19 protein-coding genes and 3 pseudogenes are annotated in these 22,675 nt (G+C 52.6%); 5 read left to right on the forward strand and 17 right to left on the reverse strand.

Features of this window, described 5'->3' with window-relative positions; translation table 11 throughout:
• Positions 1 to 5: 5 nt before the first annotated feature.
• From LDL28_RS00875 to LDL28_RS00920, 11 genes and pseudogenes are all read right to left on the reverse strand, one after another.
• Positions 6 to 653, reverse strand: coding sequence for a trans-aconitate 2-methyltransferase (locus LDL28_RS00875; RefSeq protein WP_233056773.1), 648 nt, complete (start codon positions 651 to 653; stop codon positions 6 to 8).
• Positions 650 to 1,330 (reverse strand): NTP transferase domain-containing protein, encoded by a 681-nt coding sequence (locus tag LDL28_RS00880; protein ID WP_233056774.1) that lies wholly within the window; start codon positions 1,328 to 1,330, stop codon positions 650 to 652. Before LDL28_RS00880 ends, LDL28_RS00875 begins: the two co-directional genes overlap by 4 nt.
• Positions 1,303 to 1,908: an HAD-IB family phosphatase gene (locus tag LDL28_RS00885; protein ID WP_233056775.1), complete on the reverse strand. Its 606-nt coding sequence runs from the start codon at positions 1,906 to 1,908 to the stop codon at positions 1,303 to 1,305. The genes LDL28_RS00880 and LDL28_RS00885 overlap by 28 nt, the downstream gene beginning before the upstream one ends.
• Complete coding sequence (locus LDL28_RS00890) at positions 1,905 to 3,128, reverse strand: AGE family epimerase/isomerase (protein ID WP_233056776.1); 1,224 nt, start codon at positions 3,126 to 3,128, stop codon at positions 1,905 to 1,907. The genes LDL28_RS00885 and LDL28_RS00890 overlap by 4 nt, the downstream gene beginning before the upstream one ends.
• Entirely contained in the window at positions 3,125 to 4,327 is a 1,203-nt protein-coding gene (locus tag LDL28_RS00895) for an HAD-IIIA family hydrolase (RefSeq protein WP_233056777.1), read from the reverse strand. The genes LDL28_RS00890 and LDL28_RS00895 overlap by 4 nt, the downstream gene beginning before the upstream one ends.
• A complete protein-coding gene (locus LDL28_RS00900; protein ID WP_233056778.1) occupies positions 4,324 to 7,413 on the reverse strand; it encodes a DUF4214 domain-containing protein in 3,090 nt (1,029 codons plus the stop codon). The genes LDL28_RS00895 and LDL28_RS00900 overlap by 4 nt, the downstream gene beginning before the upstream one ends.
• A 40-nt stretch (positions 7,414 to 7,453) precedes the next feature.
• Positions 7,454 to 9,703, reverse strand: coding sequence for a hypothetical protein (locus LDL28_RS00905; protein WP_233056779.1), 2,250 nt, complete (start codon positions 9,701 to 9,703; stop codon positions 7,454 to 7,456).
• A gap of 93 nt (positions 9,704 to 9,796) precedes the next feature.
• A complete protein-coding gene (locus LDL28_RS00910; RefSeq protein ID WP_233056780.1) occupies positions 9,797 to 10,714 on the reverse strand; it encodes a GHMP kinase in 918 nt (305 codons plus the stop codon).
• A gap of 27 nt (positions 10,715 to 10,741) precedes the next feature.
• Complete coding sequence (locus LDL28_RS00915) at positions 10,742 to 11,476, reverse strand: class I SAM-dependent methyltransferase (RefSeq protein WP_233056781.1); 735 nt, start codon at positions 11,474 to 11,476, stop codon at positions 10,742 to 10,744.
• Between the two features lie 434 nt (positions 11,477 to 11,910).
• A complete protein-coding gene (locus tag LDL28_RS15690; RefSeq protein WP_370636355.1) occupies positions 11,911 to 12,189 on the reverse strand; it encodes an integrase core domain-containing protein in 279 nt (92 codons plus the stop codon).
• Positions 12,178 to 12,384: pseudogene (locus LDL28_RS00920) on the reverse strand (transposase); the annotation flags it as partial. The pseudogene LDL28_RS00920 and the gene LDL28_RS15690, both read right to left, overlap by 12 nt.
• Before the next feature lie 296 nt (positions 12,385 to 12,680).
• Between LDL28_RS00920 and LDL28_RS00925 the strand changes: the two are divergent.
• The 3 genes and pseudogenes from LDL28_RS00925 to LDL28_RS00940 all read left to right on the forward strand — a co-directional run bounded on the left by LDL28_RS00925 (position 12,681) and on the right by LDL28_RS00940 (position 16,136).
• Entirely contained in the window at positions 12,681 to 13,790 is a 1,110-nt protein-coding gene (locus LDL28_RS00925) for a hypothetical protein (protein ID WP_233056782.1), read from the forward strand.
• A 647-nt stretch (positions 13,791 to 14,437) separates the two neighbouring features.
• Positions 14,438 to 14,884, forward strand: a pseudogene (locus LDL28_RS00930) (IS5/IS1182 family transposase); the annotation flags it as partial.
• 181 nt (positions 14,885 to 15,065) lie between these two features.
• Positions 15,066 to 16,136 carry a Gfo/Idh/MocA family protein gene (locus LDL28_RS00940; protein WP_233056783.1) on the forward strand — a complete coding sequence of 357 codons (1,071 nt, stop codon included), beginning with the start codon at positions 15,066 to 15,068 and terminating at the stop codon, positions 16,134 to 16,136.
• Positions 16,137 to 16,814: 678 nt separating this feature from the next.
• On the opposite strand, the gene LDL28_RS00945 is transcribed toward LDL28_RS00940, so the two are convergent.
• Complete coding sequence (locus LDL28_RS00945; protein ID WP_233056784.1) at positions 16,815 to 17,405, reverse strand: ArsC/Spx/MgsR family protein; 591 nt, start codon at positions 17,403 to 17,405, stop codon at positions 16,815 to 16,817.
• 4 nt (positions 17,406 to 17,409) lie between these two features.
• A pseudogene (locus LDL28_RS00950) lies at positions 17,410 to 17,563 on the reverse strand (IS5/IS1182 family transposase); the annotation flags it as partial.
• A 341-nt stretch (positions 17,564 to 17,904) separates the two neighbouring features.
• Here LDL28_RS00950 and LDL28_RS00955 point away from each other — a divergent pair.
• Entirely contained in the window at positions 17,905 to 18,438 is a 534-nt protein-coding gene (locus tag LDL28_RS00955; RefSeq protein ID WP_233056785.1) for a MarR family winged helix-turn-helix transcriptional regulator, read from the forward strand.
• Entirely contained in the window at positions 18,438 to 18,836 is a 399-nt protein-coding gene (locus LDL28_RS00960; protein ID WP_233056786.1) for an acyl-CoA thioesterase, read from the forward strand. Before LDL28_RS00955 ends, LDL28_RS00960 begins: the two co-directional genes overlap by 1 nt.
• Before the next feature lie 48 nt (positions 18,837 to 18,884).
• Here LDL28_RS00960 and LDL28_RS00965 read toward each other — a convergent pair whose 3' ends face one another.
• The 4 genes from LDL28_RS00965 to LDL28_RS00980 all read right to left on the reverse strand — a co-directional run bounded on the left by LDL28_RS00965 (position 18,885) and on the right by LDL28_RS00980 (position 22,509).
• Positions 18,885 to 19,358: a MarR family transcriptional regulator gene (locus LDL28_RS00965; protein WP_233056787.1), complete on the reverse strand. Its 474-nt coding sequence runs from the start codon at positions 19,356 to 19,358 to the stop codon at positions 18,885 to 18,887.
• A 105-nt stretch (positions 19,359 to 19,463) separates the two neighbouring features.
• On the reverse strand, positions 19,464 to 20,636 hold the full coding sequence (locus tag LDL28_RS00970) for a pyridoxal phosphate-dependent aminotransferase (RefSeq protein WP_233056788.1): 1,173 nt from the start codon (positions 20,634 to 20,636) through the stop codon (positions 19,464 to 19,466).
• A gap of 83 nt (positions 20,637 to 20,719) precedes the next feature.
• On the reverse strand, positions 20,720 to 22,021 hold the full coding sequence (locus tag LDL28_RS00975; RefSeq protein ID WP_233056789.1) for an FAD-binding oxidoreductase: 1,302 nt from the start codon (positions 22,019 to 22,021) through the stop codon (positions 20,720 to 20,722).
• A complete protein-coding gene (locus LDL28_RS00980) occupies positions 22,021 to 22,509 on the reverse strand; it encodes a DUF3830 family protein (RefSeq protein WP_233056790.1) in 489 nt (162 codons plus the stop codon). The genes LDL28_RS00975 and LDL28_RS00980 overlap by 1 nt, the downstream gene beginning before the upstream one ends.
• Positions 22,510 to 22,675: the final 166 nt, after the last annotated feature.

Genomic DNA, 22,675 nt, shown 5'->3' on the forward strand with positions numbered 1-22,675 from the left:
AACCCCTAACGCTTCATACGACATGAAAGGTGCATAAAACGCGTATTCGGATATGGTGAAAACTCACGCGGATATATATCATGTGCCGTCACGTCAAACCAGCGCGAAAGCAGCGCGATTTCATCCTTCAGCCCCGGATATAATGAATAATAGGGGGAGCCCAATTCGGTGGAGAAGTGATTGACTTCGACCGGGCCCTCCACGCCAAACTGGCTCTTGATCAATATATGGCCATCAGGTGCTATCCCCTTGCTCAGTTTGGTATACAGGGCCTGCCGCGCCTCCACGTCGATGATGTGCTGGATCACGCCGAACAGTAGGATCACATCAGACTGGCCGCTTGGCTGATAGGTCACCAAGTCGGCGCATTCGGTTGTCAGCGCGGGATGCGCGACGGCCGATTTGAGAAAATTGGCCTGGCTATCCACCGCATGCACATGTGCACCGCATGTCTCGACTAGCCAGTTGGCCAGCGTCAGGGTACCACAGCCAAGATCCAGCACCCGGGTACCGGGCGTACAGAAGCTACGCACGAACTGACAGTCGAATTCAGTATGTTCGGCGTGGTATCGAGCAGCGTCCGGCCGCGCCAGCTTGCTGCGTTTCTGCCAAAACTCGGCGATGATTCGTTCGGGCGACGGTGTATCAGTCAAGACCATGTTCCTGCGTTCTGGTGCACAGCCAACCAATCCTGCGCGCGCGTGTAATCATCCACGGTATCGATTTCCCGCGCATCTATCGCAACGATACCCAGTGGCAGGGTTCGTTCCAACAGATGGAAGACATGACGTGGCGCAGTGGTCTGCTTTCCCGCTGCAAGCAGTATCTGACTGCTACAGTTGACCACGCCCGACCATTCCCATTCTGTTCTGCGGTCCTGGGAAAAGCCGGTGGCGATGGAAGAATCCGCTGGATCGACCGTAACACAGACCGGTAGATCGGTGGTAACTGGCAATACGCCGATCACATTGGTTTGCTCTGCCAGCAACCTGCGCATGCTGGCGGGATGGACAAGCAGGTCCCCGTCTAATGACAGTATCCGCGCGTGCGCATGATCCGCCGCGAGCAGCAGCCTGTCGCCGGTGGCGGTCGAGGCATAGGCATGATTGAAGACGAACACGGCATCGGGCCGTCGCGCGGTTACGGCATTAATGACGTCCGCAGCCTGATAACCCACCACAATCCGGAGGTCACGGACCTCCTCAAGCATGTCCAGTTGCCAATGTATCAGTGGGCGTCCCATCACCCCGACCAATGCTTTGGTTCTACTCAGGCCAAGGCGTCGGCCTGCGCCTGCGCAGTTCAAAGAAACCGTGAGAGAAGTGAACATAAGCTGTCTGCCTGATAAACTGCATGGGTCGCGACCTCCAGTAAAACTGGCGCCGGTGGGTGAACGCTCCCATAAGCAATACCGTATGTTGCTTCCTGAAACATGCCAACATCGTTGGCGCCATCGCCAATCGCAATGACACGACCTGAGAATTTCTTGACTGCCTGGCCTTTATCATTCACATGGTGCAGTAGTAGTCGGCCATCCGATCCCTCACTGGCCCGCGAACTGATCGCTGCGCAGCCAAGCCGGGCAATCAGTTCTTCTATCCAGCAATCGCAGTTCCCGGTCACGATCGTACATTGATCTGCATGCTCGCGGATAAAACTGGCAATGACAGGATTGATGGGGGCCGTGGCCACGATTTCACGTACTCTGGCAATACTGACTTCCGATAGCAGGTCCACCCGTTGGCGAAAGCTTGTTTCAAACGGGATAAGGCCGGCCATGGATTTACGCACGAGTTCAGCCATTTCGATTTCAAGGCCAATTTCTTGTGCGATCAACGGCAGCAATTCAGTATCGACCACTGTTCCATCCAGGTCGAACAGAAAATGCGTCACAGTTTTGTGGGTCATCCTGCCTCGCGCATTAGTGAAGGAAAATAATTTTCTTCCACTTGGCTGCCCGCATTATGGCTGGTCATTGCCGGAACTTCTGCTTCTATACGTAATAATTCGGTAAACGCAAGCTGAAGGTGGTACAGCGATGTAGAAGGGATCCTGTCAACTTTTGGAGTACCGTCAGACCGACGATGGTCAATCCACGTGCCGAAGGGCGCATGGTCTAGATAATAGCGAAACAGGTTGGTCACGTTCCTGCTGATCTGGGGGCGGGTATCCAGGCCAAATGTCTCCATCATCGCGATATGCGCCTTGAGTGCCTCTGTTTGCGGCCAGAGGCGACTGTCCTTGTCAAGGGGTATGCCGGAAGGCCTGATCTGGTCATAAATAAGGCCAGTGCGCGGATCAGTGCCATAGTGCGTGGCAAACGCATAAAGGCGCCAGACGTCATCTAGGATATCCAGCCCAAGCAGACGGTGCGCGCGCAGCAGGATCCATACCCATTCCAGCATATGACCCGGTTCAACGATATCGCCTTCTGCCGTGTTTAGATGCCCCCAGTCAGCGGTAAAAAATTCACGCAGGACGCCCGTTTCACGGTCTATTATATGGCCAAGGAACAGGTCGGCCACCTGGCGCGCCAAGGCGGCAAAGCGTGCGTCGCCGCTGGCATCGAACATTTCGAGCGCGGCTTCCATGATGTGCATATGGGGGTTTTGCTGCCGCGGGCCGAAACCGTTGGCATCGGCCAGCCAACCAAGACCTCCGGGAGCCTTCAGGTCGGTGTTCAGGGTGGCGATCACCTCAGCAGCGCTTTCAATCAGCGCTGGGTCATGGCTCAGGCGATAGCGCCATGCATGAGCAAACAGCACAAACGCTAGATCATAGGCGTCGCTGGTCGGGTCGATAATGACACCGGTGCGGTCCATGCACCGTGCCCATCCACCGGTAGGGCGTCGGGCATGAGTATTGAAAAATTGCCAACAATTATCAGAAATTTCGTGCGCGCCCGGGAAACCATACAGCGCGCCTTGTGAAAAGCAATATAGCTGTCGGGCCTGCGCGCGAACGCGCTTGAATGATGCACCCCCGTCATGCCCTGCCAGATCCAGATATTCGACAAACCCACCATGCACCCGGTCCACGCCATGCTTCGCCCAGTAAGGCCAGGCGTGTTCATGTAACCAGGTGCGAACGCGCGCGCATGCTTGCTCCATACTTTCTTCCGCACTCATTCAGACGCATCCGCGACCAGTTGAGCAACTACCGGTTTCACGACATCCAGAAGGCTGCCTCCAGTAAAGAATATTCCTTTGATCCCAGCACTGGCAGCGGCTGCCATGTCGCTATCGGCATTGCCGATCATGACCGTGCGCGCCCGATCCACATTGTAATCTTTCATCAACTGCAGGAGCATCCCCGGTGCTGGCTTGCGCATTGGAGAAACGCGCCGGTACGCCTCGACCGCACCTGCAGGATGATAGGGACAATAGGCGATGCCATCAATGTTGGCGCCCCCGTTGTGTAGCTGCTGTATCATCCACTGGTGCAGGGAATGCACATCGGCCTCACTATAATAGCCGTGGGCCACGCCTGCCTGATTGGTCGCGATCAGCGCCAGAAGCCCTGCATCATTGACATGCTTGACTGCCGCGATGGCATCATCGATCCATTGAATCTGGTCGGGACGATGAGCATAGGCGATATCATGATTCAGAACACCATCGCGGTCGAAGATGACCGCGCCACGCCGCAGTAACGCCATGACTTTCGTCTGGGCCAGCGCGTAATCCTCGGGTACGCCGATATCAATAAATGGCCGATCATAAGCACGACCTTTCAGCAACCTGCGTTCCACCAGGCGTGGATAAACGTCTTTTTCGATCGAGATTTCGCCTTCTGGCGAAATGAAGTCGAGTATTTCTCGTGAAAAATAGCCCACCCCGCCATTGATAAGCCCCCGTCCATGTCGTTCCGAGCGCTGGACGAACCGGGTCACGGTGCCTGTCTTGTCTAGCGTTACCTCTCCGTAACGGTCAACGTCGGGCATCCAGCGTAACGCCAGCGTTGCCGGTGCTGATTGAGAATGGGCCGAAAGGTCCTGCAGGTTGATATCCAGCAAGCTGTCGCCATTGAGGAAAAAGAATCTGTCATCAATAACATGGGCCGCCAGGCGCAGTGCGCCGCCCGTACCCATGGGCACGGCTTCGATCAATACGGTGATATCATCTTGATCAGCATAATGCTCGGCAATCATTTCGCCACAGAAACCAGCAATGATGACAATATGATTCACGCCTTGACGGTGTAATTCGGCGATGAGGATGTCCAGAAAGGGCCTGCCCGCCACAGGTAGCAAAGGTTTGGGGGTCGCGCGCGTAAGATGGCCGAGGCGGGTGCCAAATCCACCAGCCAGAATAATAGCCTGGGTCACGCTACGTTTTCATCAGTCGAATGGTGGAGCGCCTGGATCAGGCTGGCCGCACCGTCAACGCCCAGCTTTTCCTCTGCTTCTGGCGAATGCAACATATTTTCGAGGATTGCTTCACGCGAATCACCCTCGTTCAGTCTGGCAAGGTAGGCGGCCTGTCCCTTTGCATCAGCTTCACGTTCAAGCAGGAGCATATAGGCTTCCTGTATGAAGGAGGAGCCAGTCATTCCATCATCATGCAACAATGCCTCGATATCTTTTCTTCGTGCCGCAACCTGCAATTGGTGGAGCGCCTGGATCAGGCTGGCCACACCATCAACGCCCAGCTTTTCCTCTGCTTCTGGCGAATGCAACATATTTTCGAGGATTGCTTCACGCGAATCACCCTCGTTCAGTCTGGCAAGGTAGGCGGCCTGTCCCTTTGCATCAGCTTCACGTCCGAACAGGAGCATATAGGCTTCCTGTATGAAGGAGGAGCCAGGCATTCCACCATCATGCAACAATGCCTCGATATTTTTCCTTCGTGCCGCTACCGGCAATTGGTGGAGCGCCTGGATCAGGCTGGCCACACCATCAACGCCCAGCTTTTCCTCTGCTTCTGGCGAATGCAACATATTTTCGAGGATTGCTTCACGCGAATCACCCTCGTTCAGTCTGGCAAGGTAGGCGGCCTGTCCCTTTGCATCAGCTCCACGTTCGAACAGGAGCATGTAGGCTTCCTGTATGAAGGAGGAGCCAGGCATTCCGCCATCATCCAATAATGCTTCGAAACCTTTGCTTCGTGCCGCTACCTGCAGTTGCTGCACGAGATCGATCCCGCCCAAGCGTGCGACCGGCAGGCTTTGTGCCACCTGCGCAAGCCAGCGCATCCTGTAAATCTCATCTAAGACGGCATTGCCTTCGGCTTTTCCGGCAGTCATTTTACGCTCGTCTTTACGCATCATCGTCGTGATCGACAGCGCATCCATTGCAGCATCATCGATCTGAGCAATGGACAAGAACTGCGACGCCGCCAGGTCTCCGAGGGTTCCCATTGCTGACGTATCAGCACTGCCTAGCCGTCCCATCAGCGTCAGGACCAGTCCGCTCACCGCATCAATGCCTAGCGGGGAAAAATGTCTTTCTGCTTCCTGCGATGTAAGTATATACAGGATGACTTTCTCACGTCGGACACCGGTCTGTAATAAACTTGTGTAGTACTGCCGACCGGAAATATCAGCTGGTCGACGTAGGATCGTGCGATAAAGCCCATCAATGAAATCGCCATCATCCTCGATGGCCAGCATACTCAGAACTTTAGAAGCGCCCATCTTCGTGATGCGTGTGCGCATATCATCGGTCAGTGTCGCACCAGAATGCCCTAAGCGGTATTCGTCGCAGTCGAGCGCCTCAATCACCAGTTGGTTGTGTGAAACTCCTGATTTTATAGCATTTACCTTGCCGAGGATTTCCTCTGGCCCGGGTTCGCGTTCCAAAAGATCATTATAGATCATTTTCGCCGTGGCTGCAGGATCTGGCGTGACGATGATCGCTTCGTAGCGATCAAGGTTCTGGGCAATCGCCGGGTCAGTCAACATCAACTGGGGTTTGGGAATGTTCTGCCCGCCCTGTCTGGCGATATAGAGTTCGTTTGCCCGTGGGTAGTGCTGGCTTACTTCCTCCAGAAAGGTGATCAGCACGTCTTGGGCATCCATCGCTCTGGATTTAGCCAGATCAACCCACGCGGTGCGTTCGGCGGGGCTAGGTTTATGTCCCAAAACGATACGAAACAGCCAGCTAATCAGCGTGTCTATTGAGGCACCATCACTGATCAGGCTTCGTAGAGCCATCTCGTCAAGGCGGGTGCGTATGGCGAAGGGGGAGGCCTCGAACGGTTCTACCGCGTCCATCCAGTCGCTGAGACCAACAATGAAATCGCGCCAGGTAGGAAGATGAAGCCGGGCGATTTCATCCTGCTTTTCCTGTGCTTTGGTGGGATCGGTAAGATCGCAGATCGCGGCGCAAAGCCCGTCAAAATCATCAGGCGACACGCGGATCTGTCCCAGGTCGGGCAGGTCCAGAATGCTGGGAGTCGTATCGGACACGATGACCGGCACGCCTAGCGACAGGCTTTCCACCGGCGGCGCACCAAAGCCTTCGGTCCGAGAATAGAAAATACTGGCCCGTGCCCGACTGAATGCGGTGATCAACTGGTCGTCAGCTGGGGCTTCGAGCCATTCTATGCGGGAATTACGATCCACGATTTTCAAAAAGGTCGTGCGATCTTCTGGCGTCAGCCAACCCATCTTGCCGATGATCGTCAAGGACACATCATGTCCCTGGGCCTGTACGGTCTCGATAGCCCGCATCACCGACAGGTGCTGCTTGCGTGGCTCTACTGTGCCTACGATGACGAATTCGGCTTTAGGACCAATATGGTCTCGACTTGCTGCCCCTAATGCATCGGCACCGGGAATGATGATCGGATACTGCCTGCGGCAGTTGGGATCAATATACTTGTAATAATCATCGTGCGTCTTAGTCGAAATAAATGATAAATTATGAAATTTTCTGATTACTGAAAAATATTCTGATAATTCAAGAGACCTCGTCCAATCAACTTCCTTATTAAACTCTGGATGCATCCACAGAATATAGTCATAATTAAGTAGAAAAACCTTATCAGGAACTTCCTGTGCTAACCGGCCGTAAAAATTGGTATTGACTGACAATTCGATGCTGAGGATGCCGCGCGATTCACGCGCAGCGAAGACCGCATCTACCTCGACCAGTGGCGCACCCGCCATCGCCATCATCCGGTAAAAGCCTTCGCTCAACTGCTTGGCATTGCCAGCGTAGGTAAGGGCTGCCTGTTGAATCAGATCCGCGCCCGTCGAAAAATAACGTTCGGTCTGGGTAAGGATTTCCGGTGCCAGCAGTGCAATCCGGTTACCTGCGACCTGAATGAACGGCAAGAGTGGACGGTTGGCCGGCCAATGCAGGGCGAGTTGATGTGTGACGCGCTGGATACCAGTCCGGATAGGATGATTGATGAGGATTGTCATATCAAACAAAACCACATCTTTAAGCAGATCTTTTAAAGCCCGCATATTAATTTACCCTTCAGGACGTATAGATTTGCGCGGCGTTTCATGAAAACAGGGCATCTTCCAATCGCATGACGTATTTTGCGAAACTACGGTCTTCAACAAAGCTTTGCCATATGGGATTTGGCCGCGCAATTGTCCGGGCATGTGGGATGAAGTCGGCAATTTCATGCATGATCAGCAGTGGACTGCTGACATCGTCAATGGTCCGGACAAGTGAGGCTGGCGCGTCAATCGAGTTGACCAGACCGGCTGAAGCCACCGTGGGCAAACATCCGGCCATGCAATCAAGCAGGGCACCCGAGACTTGGCCGCCGGTAATGTTACGTGTCTGCACACCGATGTCCATCGCGGCGATGTAGTCCATATACTTCTCTTCGGAAATATCTGATGCAAAATGTATATGCTCGGTTACCTGTGCCTGTGTAGCAACAGATACGATTTCAGCGCGGCGATCCTCATCCACCTGACCAACATAATAAAAGTCAATGTCCAGACCACGATCCAGAAGATCACGTAGAATGAAAGGATAGTGCATATCGCCTTTAATCGGGTGTACGATACCAAACGTTCCCAGCGCAATCCGGTCCGGATTAATGCCGCAACGTTGCTTGGCCGCCATACGCGCAGTCTCGGTCAGGGCAGAAGCGGGAATCTCATGCTGGATCGCTACCGGTACATACACGCAACGTGCGCCGTACTGGTCCTGAAGCATCTGCTGTGCCAGCTTGCTGTGCACGATCAGCGTAGTAGTCGAATCCATAATATAGTCTAGGAAAGAAGATGGTAAATCTTTCTTTTTTACCAGCCAATTTTCAAATTCATGAATGGAAATGGGGCGTCCCATGACCGTAGAAAAATAGGTAATCAGCCCTTTCCGACCTAAAACATGATGCAAAAGATCCAGAATTTGCGCATCATGCAGAATGACGGCACCACCAAACCGTTTCAATGATTGCAGGGCCGGTATTGAGTCCGGATGATTGTTCAGGACATGCACAATCTCGTCATAAGTAAAAGGATCGATTGAATCTTCTGGCGAAATGACCGCGTGAAGTGACCGACGATCAGAGTTCATTATCGGCTTCCGGGTAACCAGATCAATGTCGGCGTTGGCCTTCCAAGCTTCGCACGTATCGCGGGTATAAATTGGAATTCCATAATCTCCCGGCATGGGATAGGGCGATACTATTGCAATGCGGCGACGGACGGCCGTGCCATCTCCCGCCAACGGTGTATCTTGCCCAAGTGGAATCGTGTCGCCAAGTACTACCGGCGGAGTGGATGCGGCCTCGATTGGCTGATGCTGTGCAATCTGGCGCATCAAGGCCACCAGTGAGTTATCAGCGGCACGCAATGCTGTTGGTTCAACATGGAACATGGTTGAGTCCAGCACGAATGGTCGTCCACCCATTGCAGCGATATCGGCCACGTCGTAATCGGCAAAGGGAATAGTTGGATCCACCATAACAGCGGCAGCATGGCGCAGCAGACTTGCAGCGGCGGCTTCGCTCAGTGCCGGGACTTCAATTACATCGGCGAATTGCAATGCCGATCGGGCCATAGCCATCGCGTTGACCGGCAGACGAGGCGGCAGATGACTGGGGCGCAAGGCAAGTAGACGAACCTTGGCACCTGTCGTGCGCAGAACTTCGTCACGGGCGATCGCCAAAGCGAACACGGCCCGATCGTCCAGTTCTGGAGCCAGAACGATATAGGGCTCGTCATTACGTTGCCACTGATCAAGACAGATCGCCTCAATGAAGCTGGGCTTCGTGGAGACGGGTGGCAACCAAGGGGTGGCATGACCCATCCGGATGATCTGCGCACCGAAATAGATACTTGCCAGATCGGCACCGCTGGCATTGCCCGGTGCATCAGGTGCCAGAAGGTAATCAGGCTGGGTCGTATGCTTTGCTACTGGCGGCATCATGCAGCGCGGGTCCACGACCAGTGCGATCTTCAAGCGCCGACCATGTGAAGTCCGCGCCAGAGCCGACAGCATCGGCACTGATTGAAAGACCACAAGAGTGCCGCCAGAAAAGTCGAAATGGGGGCGCGACTGGATATGGTCGAACAATACAGAGACAGAGTCCGGCACCCGTGGCAGGGCGCTGGAAGAATACCCGACGACTTTTAATGCCGGGCCGTGCCTGTGACGCAAATCGGCAAGATGTCTCAGAAACTGCCGCACTATTGTATCCAGACCGCCGGAAGCGCGCTGCATTGTGCGCAGGTCAACAATCAACCCGTTCTGTGCCGAATTGGAATCGTTTCCAAGCATGGATTTCACACCCGCCATCCTTCGGTGCCGTGATCAGAGAAAATACAGGGCAATACCTGTCCTTTTTTGGTTCCAAGTGCACGGACGACATCGGCGTGGCACTCAGGCTCCACCATGAAGATCATGAAACCACCGCCGCCCGCGCCTGAAACTTTGCCTGCCAGCGCGCGCCGTATCATAAATGTCATCAAGCATCGGATTGGAAATGCCATTACTTGTACGTTTCTTATTTTCCCAACCTTGCCCCAGAATGCGGGCAAAGGCCGACATGTCACCACGCAACAGTGCCGCCTTCATGTCTACGGCGTCCTGCTTGAGTGCCATGGTGGCTTCGAGGCTTCTTATATCGCCGTCCGTCACATTAGCGATCTGACTGTCGATCACGGCGGAGGAGTTGCGTGAAACTCCTGTGCTGAACAGCACAAGCGACGATTCAAGTTCTGAGGCGATCCAGCGTTTGACACGCAACGGATTGACAATCACCTGAGAACCTGCATTGAATTCCAGAAAATTAAAGCCGCCGAAGGTAGCTGCGTATTGATCCTGCTTGCCGCCTGACATGCCAAGATCAACCCGCTCGATTTCGTAGGCGAGATGCGCGATCTCATATTCACCTAGCGGCAGTTGAAGATGTTCCACAAAAGCCTTGAGGATGGCCACGACCATGGTGCTTGATGAGCCCAGCCCCGACCCGGGTGGCACATCTGCGCTCGTGATCAGTTCGACCGGTAGGGGCATACCCCCATTGAAATCGCGCACGATGCGGTTATACACCCCGGCATGCAGTGGCAGTGAATGGTCAAGCGGGAGCGCCGCTTCGGCGGGGCCTGACCATTTCATTTGCAGGTCATTGGCGCGAAATACCACCCGCTGGTCTTCCAGTGGTTCCAGCATGGCGTAGGAATAAAGACTGATCGTCGCGTTTAAGACGTACCCGCCATATATATCGGAAAATGGAGGCAGATCAGTTCCGCCTCCGGCTAGTCCCAGCCTTAATGGCGCCCGTGCCCGTATCTTCATTGCCCTACAGCCTGCATATGCGAAATATCAAATGTCCTTTTCATCAAGAAAGGGAGGGTTTTCAGGATTTGCGGTGCGCAAGGTAGACTTATCGTTTTTGTACTGATTGAGGTGCCGACGTACTTCAGGAACAGGTTGAATGGTATCTGGTAGCAACCCACCCGCCTTGAGTTCTGATTCATTTCGTTTGCGAATAATGAATTCGATCGCACATTCGGCTACGGGCGTAATCGTTTGATCGTAGCGTGGCAGATCGCTGCGGAACAGTGCATCGATCACTTCGATCTTGCGGATATCTGCCGCGGATCCCAACGAACGCACGAGGTCAAGTACATTGATGGAGCGTGACGACCATGACTTGTCTTTCAGCACGGTCCAGCTTGTTTTGTGATCCTTGTTATGGGTCGAGGGAAAGATTCCCTGCTCATACATATCCTCTTCGGGAATATCCACAATAAGGTAGCCACCTGGCCGGACAATCCGGAACCAGTTCTTCAATCCTTCGTACGGATCATGCAGATGCTCAAGGCAATGACTGGAAAATACGAAATCTATACTGTTATCAGCCACGCCTTTCATGAATTGCGCGTCACCATCCTCCCAGTCCCATGTCCTGAGCGATGCGATACCAGGGAAGAGGGATTGGTACAAGACGAGAGGATCAGGCTTGCCCCCGATATCAATCCCATTCCCTACAAAGTATTTCCGGACAAAGTTGCTATCCTGAAGGCGACGGGAAATGGACTTACTGCATTCTTTCATTAAGGCACCACGCTTTATTATGGCCGAAACCAGCCCTGTCGATTTTAAAGTGGATTATACCTATTTTGCTTAAATCTACACAACAATGATTATTGTAACTTAATATGAAGAACAAACGTTCTTTGCTCAATAAACGGGAAATATTTCTTTGTCAATACCGGGAGTAGATTTTGTCATGAGCATGAGTGTCATAAAGAAAGCGCAATCGAACCCGAAATATCCTTAAAGTTGTTTCCATTGGTTTGTGGAATTATATCCCATATAGTATAGTATTTTGTATTGAGTAGCCCTTGGTTTCCTAGGTTTTTACCTCTTTTGTGGCATGATTTTGACATATTTCTAATCCACTATAGGAGACTGGAATAAGTAGGCTGCCAACGCTGGGCTGCGAGCAGGTGGAAGTTCTGCGGCCATTATTATCTGGCACACGGGGTTTACGACGTGTGGATCACCGTCGGGTTATCAGCGGGATCGTTTGTGTGATCTGACCCTGCCCCCAATGTGCCTTCAGATCCGAGTTGGGGTCTGTGGGTTGTTGTGTGCCCTGTAGGCGTGATGCCATTGAGACTGGTGTGGGGCCTGACGGCGTTATAGCCGGCCCGCCAGATGTCAATGACCGAGCGCGCGTGGATAAGATTGCGGAGCAGATGCATTCGTGACGAACCCGTTCTGCTGCGGCTTTCCCGGCCGAGCAGGAGTTGCAGCCGCTTCAGCTTCGTGTTCTCCTTTTCAAAATCCTTGAGCCGCCACGCGTCCGCCTCCTCCATCCCGGCATATTTCGATCGGCAGGTGTGGAACGTTGCATCGCTGTTTCCGTGCTTGCGGCACAGATCCGCTGCCGTGGCGCCTGCCTGATGCTCCTTCAAAATTCCGATGATCTGGTCCTGTGTGAAACGCGTTTTCTTCATCGTCTGTCCTCAATGGACAGACCTTACTTCAAATCGAGGGCATTTCAGGGGGGCAAGGTCATGACCAGCGCGCTCATACATTCACGTCCGCGATCCAAATCGCGGCAAGCTTTGTCTTCTATCTCAAAAAATGATTCCTAAGCGTGGAATAAACATGTAATTTTCGATGTTATCAATGCTTAGGATTAAAAATGCGTCATGCAATGATGTTTCTATGGAGGGGTCGGGTTGGTCTGGTTTTGAAATAATTATATATGGGATATATAATTCTTATTTATTTGGAATTTATGTATAATATGAAGGAAGAAAAAATGTCAAATAGAGAAAACTTCTCTCAGAATACGATAGATAAACTTGCAAAGCGTGTATCTTATAAATGCTCTTATCCTGGTTGTGATAATATAACCGTGGGACCTTCTATGGAGAAAGAGGATAGCACATCCAGCACTGGAATGGCGTGCCATATATATGCTGCAGCTAAAGGAAAGGGAGCGCGTCGAATATCAGAAGATTCTTCAATAGATTTATCTGGATACAATAATGGAATCTGGATGTGTTATAAGCATGGAAAGAAAATAGACACTGACGAAAAAAAATATACTCCTGAATTATTATTGGAATGGAAAAGGGTAAGAGAATCAATATCAGAAACTGAACATTCTTTTTCAGGTAATAGTTATCGAAATATAATAAATAATATAAAAATAGCTAAAAATTCAATAGAACTGAATTCTGATAGTTTTCAATCTGAAATATCAGATTTTATGGATCTTACATATGCACGTAAAATATGGGGAGACGATATTTTTTTTTCGATAAGAGAATTTATAACCGAAGTAGTAAGAAATTCTTTTTCGCATGGAGGGGCTAATAAAGTAGAAATTATTTCTAATGGGTCTATATCAATTATAGAAGATGGGAAAGAATTTGACATATTTTCACTTTCTACTAATTGTTCAGGTAGGGGAGGGCATATGTCAGTAAAAAACTTGCTTGATACTTATGAGGGAAATGTTTTAATTTCATCAAGTAGGGAAAACTCAAAAAATATTATATCTGTTTTTGTTGTGAATAATCTAGAAAACATAAAAGAGTATACAAATTGTTATTTGGATTTTGATGAACGAGATATTCTTTGTAGTGATAAAAAACTAATTTCCGTTATAAATGAATCATCTATTTATGATGGATGTGGATGTATTTATATAATATCGAATTACGGAATGACTTATACATGTGTCGAGCCACTTAAAAATCAAATAATGGAAATTAAATCGTCCGAAGTTCATGCATCAAAAAAAATATTTTTAGTTTATAATGGAATGTCTAAAAATCTTAAGGAATATATGGAAGAAAACATTCCAGATGTAAAATTTATAAAAACAGATAGGATTAAGAAATATTGATTTATTAAAATGAGCGAGATATTGTAATTCACAGTCTTTTCAATAAAAATGAGGCTGTGAATAACGTATTTTTGCTTTCTGAGTGCCAGTATGGAGAGGATCAAGTGGTATTTTTCTCTGGCGCATGGGAGTGCGCACGTGGATGACTGGCGGGTTCTGAGCGGGATCGCTTATGTGATCCGAAACGGGCTTCAGTGAAAACATACTTCGAAAGAGTATGCCCCTCACAAATATCCGTCCTGGTCAGGTGTGGCGTGGTGCCCATAACAGGTCATTGCGTAACAGGACATTCGCCAGAATGATGAGACGCCGCATGAAAGCGGCCAGGGCCACCTTTGCGTGCTTTCCCTCCACTGTCCTGACTGCCGGGCGACAGGAGTTATATAAGTGAGCGCGGCAACCTACCCATTCTCCAGTATTCCCAATTCGGGAATGTCAACAATCAGCATCGCTGCCGTCGCCTCTCCAATACCTGAAATACTGGCCAAAATGGCGCGTTTTCAAGAGCGGCTTCCGTTTATCGAGATCAGTTCGCTAATAGCCCGATCGATGGCTGCGATCTGGCCCTGCATCTCCAGATAGCTCATGCAGGGCAGTGCGGGTGGTTGGAATTGGGATATCTGGGCTCGGGAACCGCACAGCGATCAATGCGGCTGTTCCTTCTGGCACGCGAGACAGGACTTTTGCGGTTTGGCACGATGTTGATCGACGGTATGAAGATTGATGCCAATGCCCCGAAATACCGTTTCATCCATTATGACCGCGCGTAAAAACTGAGCGAGAAGTTGGCCATCCACATCGCAATTCTGATGGAACGGGCGGAGGCGGCGGATATAACTGATATAGATTATCGGGCCTTGCCCGATCAACTGGTCCGCCGCGAGCGTCTGAAGGCAAGCTGAATGAGGCATGTGCACGCCTGGAAGCGGAAGCTTGGGAGCTGGCCGAGACTGCCCAGCCCGAATATGAACGCAAGAAAGCAGCCTTTGATGCGAAACGGAGACGGCGCGATCGGCCACCGAAAAAGCTGGACGGTGAACCGATCCCCAGACCGATAGATCAACTTGGTTGATCCGGACAGCAAGCTATTGCGCGGATGGATCGTAGAGTGGTCCTTCGAATGGGCTACACCATGCCGCAGGCTCGTCAGGGATTGCGAGTGCTAGGCCTCGACACTTACAAGTTTTCATGTCGTCGCTTTTGCATGTGTCATGTTCCGAAACGCTGCTATGCTCGCACAAAGTACATAATAATCTCTAACTGGAATACACATTAATGCTTTCTCTAGATCTTACAGAATCTGGTTGTTCCTCCGTTCGATGGGGTATTGTCGGAACAGGAACGATTGCTACCCGGTTTGCGGAAGATATAAAATATGTTGCAGGAGCCCGTCTCGGGGGTGTTTCATCACGCTCTCTAGAGCGAGCCACACGGTTTTGCGCACAATATGGAGGAATAGCATATGAGGAATATAAATCATTAATAAATGATGAAAATATTGATGCAGTTTATATTGCATCCCCGAATATGTCCCATTTCCAGATTGCTTGGGATGCTATTGCGGCGAACAAGAGTGTTCTTGTAGAAAAACCCCTTGTCACGACATCAGAAGAAGCTAAACGTCTGTGTGCTTTTGCTACAGAACGAAAAGTCTTTCTAATGGAAGGTGTATGGACACGTTTTCTGCCTGCGATTGTATTTGTCAAAGATGCCCTTTGTGCTGGTGCTATTGGTGAACTGCGTCGGGTAAGGGGCGAGCTTGCCTTTCGCCACGCTTATACTCCGGATAACCGTTTTTTTGATCCTGCCAAAGGGGGAGGAAGCCTACTTGATTTGGGACTCTATCTTGTTTCCCTGTCATTATTCCTTTTGGGACATCCTGATACCGTGCATGGAAAATGGCGTGGCGCACCGACAGGTGTGGACATGGCGGCCGATATTGAACTGTCTTTTGGCGGCATTCCAGCTTTCTTACGGTGTGGATTTGATAGAACGGGAGGAAATTTATTCAGGATTGAGGGAAGTCGTGGTTCCCTGTTCCTGTTGTCGCCCTTTATCGGAGCACGTTGTGTTCTTGAATCGGGACCTATTGTGGCCAAATTCATTGATATGCTCTGCATGAATTCTGTAACTGCCCGTGTTTTCAGCAAACTGGCACGAAAAATTCCTATTCCGGGTATAAAACGTTACGACTTTGACTTCCAGGGGTATGGGCTTCAGTTCGAGATAGAGGCGGCAACAAAAGCAATAAAATCAGGGCATATGGAAGTGTCTTTCGCTCCATTATCAGAGAGTATTGAAACAATTCATATTCTAGAAAAAATACGTTGTCTTCCGCAGCGCTGATATAGAAATTATTTTATTATAAGGAGTATTGTTTTGCCGTCTGATTGAAAAAGCGCCCCGACCACCCTGCCGCAATGACTACGGAAAGAGCCTTCTGATTCTGGCTACGACCAGCGGCGCGCGTTCTGGTCCTGAATATCGGCAGAGTGAATAATAGCCCCAAGGATATAGCACCGCATATTGATTGTGATATGTCGTTTGCGATCCTAAATCCTTTTACTCGTGTTAAAGTCACGCCTCTCCAATTTTTACAGTTTCACAGGCTGGTGGTATTGTCTGGCGACTACCTTGTTCGCCTGTTAGCATGACAAAGATAGGGTTCAGAAATTTCCATCTTTCTTCATGGAGCCAACCGGGGAAAGACTCCTGCACGGTCGTAACAGGCGGGAAATGGCATGGCAGTTGCGAGCATAGATAACCAGTCGTGACGGAATCGCCCCGAGGACACGCCGCGGGTGTGCACCGGGGACACCCAGCCGTTTTTGCCGAGGCATCAATGGGGCGATCAATACCCATTCTGCATCACGTACATCGGTTGCATCGGCCAGATTGTCGCGTCGATGCTGCGCAGATGATTTCAGTCCAGACCATCATGATCTCATCAGGTTATCGCAAACATATGAAAAGCAACTGACTGAAATTAAATATTAATTTTCGGTTGTGCCCTTATGCTGATCATCAGCTATTTGCATGCACACATCCATCTGGCACGGTTTCTGGAAGTTCCAAACCTAATCTGGACTTAAGATCTGTAGCAGTAAAACCAGCACATCGCCGCTCGCCAATTTGCAATAAAGGCCGACGGATAAGCAGAGGCTGCTCCAGCATTAGGGCCAGAGCGGTTTCGGCAGTCAATGCTTCAGGCTTTACCTGTCCAGATTTAATGGCGGGAGCAGAGGGATTAAACCAATCCTTTACCGGCAAATTACCGAAGAAGAGACGTAAGTCTGCCGCAGTCCACGGTTCGGTCAATAAATTACGAGGGATAACGTCATACCCTGCAGCGCGCAAAGCCGCTTTTTGTCGCGCATTGCCGCCACAACCGGGCTTTTCAAAAAAAATTATTTCCATAATTATCTCCTGATGGGTTGATGCTGCTGCAACGGCTTCAGTCGCATTCTGAGCCCATATTATCATTTTCCGCAATGAAGTATTTAATGCCATAATTGATCGGGTGCATCTTATAAAAATCTTCCTGATCAGGTTGCTGTCATAACCCCGATCACCGGTGACTTCTTCTGTCTCGCCGGGAAGGTCTGCGAGCAGCACAGCAGCCCCTTTTGGGCAGTGAAGCGGATGTCCGGTGTGTGGCATCGATCATCAGACGTTTTGAACGGCCAGCCTGTTCTGTCAATTACACCAAGGCGGTTCACCCGGATAAAACGGTTGTATAAGGTCTTGTGTGGGCCGTAGCCTTTCGGGGCATCTGTTCGCGGACTCCATCATGTCTGGCAGTCTTTTGAGCGACCGCATCAACAGGCCGAACAGAATATTGCCTCCAACCGCCGTTGTTGCTCAACCCGTACCCGGCGGTGTTGGCGTATCAGGAAATATATAGAGCCATAAGTCGGCATGTCTTTGCGTGGTGCGTTCAATACAGCGGGACGATCAACACAAAACCGTCAGAAGGCGGTATTCAAGGCGCGAGTGCTTGCCAGATCAATCTGCCTTTGCAAAAAAGAAAAACATGCCTTAGAAGCTTTAATCTAAACTATTATGATATAACATCGATTTATGATAATCCGCATCATACGGTATGGAACAGACAATGCCTGTGCACTCATCGCTCGTAACACACTCCGCTGAGCAGAAGGAGGACACGCAAAAATCAGTCGACAAGATGGCGCTGAGGGTCTGGATTCGCATGTTTGCCTGCACCCAGCTGGTTGAAAAGCGCGTGCGCAAGCTTCTGCGGAAAAAATATAATACGACCCTGCCGCGCTTTGATGTTCTTGCCCAACTTGATTCCAGCAATGGGATGCTCTCGATGGGCGACCTGTCCCAGCGCCTGATGGTCACCACGGGCAATGTGACCGGACTGATCGACCTGATGGAACAGGAAGGGCTGGTTGAACGCCACCCCCATCCCACCGATCGGCGCAGTACACTGGTGCAGATGACCGCACTGGGTGAACAGCTCTGTTCAACCGCCATGCCTGCCCACCAGGAGTGGATACAGGACATGCTGAAGGACATGACCGAGGACGAACTGCGCCAGCTCCACCAACTGCTTGGCAGAACCAAGGCCGCCATCGCGGCCAGGGAAGAGCAATGGGAAAAGAAACGGACAAGAGTAAGATAATGACGGAACAGATCGCGCAGGTACACAACGAAACCCAGGCGGAACTGGCGCTGCGGGTCATGACTATGCCTGCCGACCTGAACGGGGCGGGCAGCATATTCGGTGGCTGGATCATGGCGCGTCTTGATCAGGCGGCTGGCCTTGCAGGTGGTAGCGCCAGTTCAGGAAATGTAACGACGGTTGCGGTAAAGGAACTGCTGTTCCTCCATCCGGTGTACCCGCATCAGGATGTAAAGGTTTATACCCGGCGGCTCAGGACGGGTCGCACATCCATGCAGTTCCATCTGGAAATGTGGGCGGCGGATCTGGGCAAGACGGAAGCCACGCTCTGCGCCACGGCAACATTTGTCATGGTGGCAGTGGATGAAAAGGGGAAGCCCAGGGAAATTTCAAAATAAAATACGCATGTATATTTTCATACATGCGTATTTTAAATGAAATAACGTCTACTCTATCCCAAGCTTGTCCAGATTTTTGATGATATGCCGCAGGGTTTTTACAAACTCCTGTAGCTGCGCCTGGTTCAGACCCTCCATGGCCCGGATGGTCTGACGGGCCACGACAGGTGTCAGCCTGTCGAGCAGCTTGCGACCTTCCGGGGTCAGGCTGACAATGGTCACGCGGTTATCATCAGGGGAGAGGAAGGTCGTCACAAGCTGCATCTGCGCCATGCGTTCGATCAGGCGCCCCACCGTATTGCGCTTTATCAGTGAATGCTGCGCGAGGCCGGAAATACTTATGTTTTCCTGCGCCCGCAGGACAGTCAATATACGGTAGATGCTTTTATTGACGCCATTTTTTACAAGAACGGTTTCCACGTCTTCGTGGTACTGAAAGTCCGCATGCGCGATAAGATAGAAAGGCGAACCGAACAGGTCAAAGTCATGCGCGGCAGGATCTAGTACGACGTTCTTGTTCACGGGCAGCTCTGTATCGGGTTTATGATAACAGGCCGAACATAACCGTTAATACGGCGCACGTCACGTTCAACCTGTCTTGTGGATAAATGCCGGCGCGTCAGTTTTTCAGCCGACCAGTGTGTTGAAAAAATGTCGCATGCGTTCCAGCGCTGTGGTCAGGCGGTCCGCGCTTTCCGCGCCAAAGCACACGCGCAGGTGACCTTCGCCCGCGGGGCCATAGAAACTGCCTGCTTCCACCACCACGCCTTCCTGCTCCAGCAGGGCATCGGCAATATCCTGCGCGCGGCGTCCGGTGCCCGAAATGTCAGGGAACGCGTAAATCGCTCCCTGCGGCAGTGGGCAGGTAACGCCGGGGCACTGGTTCAGTGCGTGGACAACCTGGTCCCGGCGCCTGCGGTCTTCGGCAACCATGCCATGCAACGGGCCTTCATCCCCCGTAACGGCGGCAAGGGCACCGTACTGGATGAAGGTATTCACATGCGTCACCTCGTTGGAGGTGACCGTCAGCAGCCCCGCCATAAGGTCGGTCGGGCCACATGCATAGCCCAGCCGCCATCCGTCCATGGCATAGGCCTTGGTGAAGGCGAACAGGGTGATCGTGCGCTCTGCCATGCCGGGTAAGGAGGCAATGCTGGTATGTTGGGCATCGTCAAACACGATCTGCTCATACACTTCATCCGAAATGACCAGAAGATCATGGCGGATGGCCAGATCGGCCAGCCCCGACAGTTCCGCCCGGCTGTACACGCGGCCGGTCGGATTGCATGGATTGACCAGAATGATCGCCTTGGTGCGCGGTGTAATATGCGGCGCGATCAGGGCGGGATTGATGCTGTAATCATTTTCCCGGTCCAGTGGTGCGCGCACCACCACGCCACCCGCCAGTTCGATCTTGCCGATATGCTGCGGATAGAAGGGTTCCAGCAGGATGACCTCATCCCCCGGATCGATGGTAGCGAACAGGGCGGCAAAGGAAGCCTGCGTCAGGCCGTTGGTGATCAGGATCTGGTCAGGGGCAACGGTAATTCCGTTTTCCTGCCGCAGCTTGCTGGCCAGCGCCGTGCGCAGTCCGGCATTGCCCCGCAGGTCGCTATAATGGACATGCCCGGCACGCAGGGCCTCGACCACCGCTTCCTTGATATGGGCGGGGGTGTCATGAACTGGCTGCCCCAGTTCAAGATGGATCAGATCGCGCGTGCCTGTCATCGCCATCGCCCTGGAAAACATTCCATAATTCTTGGGCGATGATTCGGTAATACGTTTTGCTAGTCGGCTCATGATCAGGTTCCGTCAGAAGGTTCGGAATGCGCGGCACGATCATCACGTCCCGCGTTGCCAGTTTTGTAAAAATCCGCGCGGGCCTATGCCGCGGGTCGCTTTATCAACTGCCTGATGCGCGCGCGCAGTCGCGCGGCGGTCATGATCAGGCGTGGGACATGGCGCAGCAGCATGAACCCGGGCACCGCCCGGGGGCGGCTGGTTGGCAGGCGGGGCAGGTCCCGGCCGGCGGACAGAACCCACCTGGCCGCATCACTGCCCGCAAGCGTGTTGATGGCCAGGCCACGCCCGTTACAGGCCTGAATGGCCAGCAGCCCTTCATCGAGAATCGGCATGCGCGGCACGCAGTCACTGCGCAGCCAGGCTGTGCCCGTCCAGGCAAATTCCAGCGGCAGCCGTTCCCAGCCGGGAATGGCTTTTTCCAGCCGATCGTTAATGCTGCCCTCGATCCGCGCCCAGTCAAAATGCTCGGGCGCAGGTGCGGCTGTAATCAGGTGGCCTTCAGTGTCGAAGCGGATGGAAAAGACATCGGTGGCAAGGTCGGTCAACGCATGGCGCTGGGGCAGGATGATTTTCCGCAGGGCAGGGGAGACGGGCGCGGTCGCGACCTCCAGCACCGGCAGGGGCAGGACCGCATGGCGCAGCGCGCGGTGCAGGAACTGGTTGCCGCCATTTGCCGCCAGGATGACGTTCCGCGCCGCGAATTCCCCGCCGGGGTAACAGACCAGCCAGCGTGCGGCCCCATTCCCCGCATCCCGCGTGACGGAGGTGACGCGGCAGTTGTTGAAGATGCGACCGCCTTCCTCCAAAATGCGCCGTGCCAGTTCATCCGCATAGGCCGCAGGGTTTACGCCGCCGCCGCTGCGGTCGAGAATGGCCCCGGCATATCCCTGGCATCCCGTCAGTTGTGCCGTCTGCTCCGCATCAAGCACGGACATGTCCTGCCGCCACGCCTGCCAGTCCGATACCGTCTGGCGTTCACGCTGGCCATTGCCGAAAAAGGGGGCGAGAAACCCATTCGGCATGGCGTCACAGGCAAGGTTCTGCTCCCGGATCAGGGAAAATGTCTCACGTGGGGAAGCGGCGACCGCTTCCAGAAGACGGCCGCCCTCGGCCTGGCCCAGACGCTTCATGATGGAGGCGGGCGTATTGCGCACAAGCTGGCCGGTAATAATGCCCGCACTGGCGCGTGTGGCCAGCCCCATGACCGTTCCCGCATTGAGAACAGCCACCTCATGCCCGCTGCGGGCCAGATGGAGCGCGGTGGACAGACCGGCAATCCCGCCACCGACCACGACGGTTTCAGCCTGCTGGCGGCCATGCGCGTTCGGAATATCCAGCGTGGCGCTGCCCTGCCACAGCGGACGCTCTGCTGAGGGGGCCATCAGTTCTGGCTCATGGCTTCAAAGGTCAGTTCGCAGCTGCCATTCCTGCGGATGGCGCCGCATCCCGCCCGAAGGGCGGCCAGGTCCTCCGGCACCACGCGGGCGCAGACAGACCCCATGATCCAGCCCATGGGCATGAGCATGCGCCCACCCGGACCGTAAAAGATGCCGATATCGAAAAAATCGGCGTCCGGCGCGCCCTTCCATGTGCCCTTTGGCGCGAAGACCGTGGCGATTTCACCCATTTCGGGAAAACTGGTGGCATTTTCCGGCGGCAGGTCGATTCCCTCGCCCCGCGGTAGGCTGTCCCCCACGACCGGGCATGAAATTTCCGGCCCCGTCCACATGGCATGGATTGCGGCATATTCCCCGCCCTGCTGCGCGATGCGCCACAGCATTTCGGCGTGACGGGGCGCTTCGTTGTCCAGCAACTGAAACCGTGCGGCCAGTCCTGATTTTTCTTCTTTGATAGTAATGAAACGAGTCATGTCAGGGCATATCCATCAACCAGTGTGTGCATAATTTTATAACCAAAATCACATGATGTCGATCATTTTATATGGTATCGAAACGAAAAGGCTGGCAGGATCATGACGGCATGCAGCATGTGGATACGATGTTCCGCCATTGCCCGGACATGACATATGCCGTGCG

This window comes from Komagataeibacter sp. FNDCR2, from assembly GCF_021295395.1.
Taxonomy (GTDB): domain Bacteria; phylum Pseudomonadota; class Alphaproteobacteria; order Acetobacterales; family Acetobacteraceae; genus Komagataeibacter.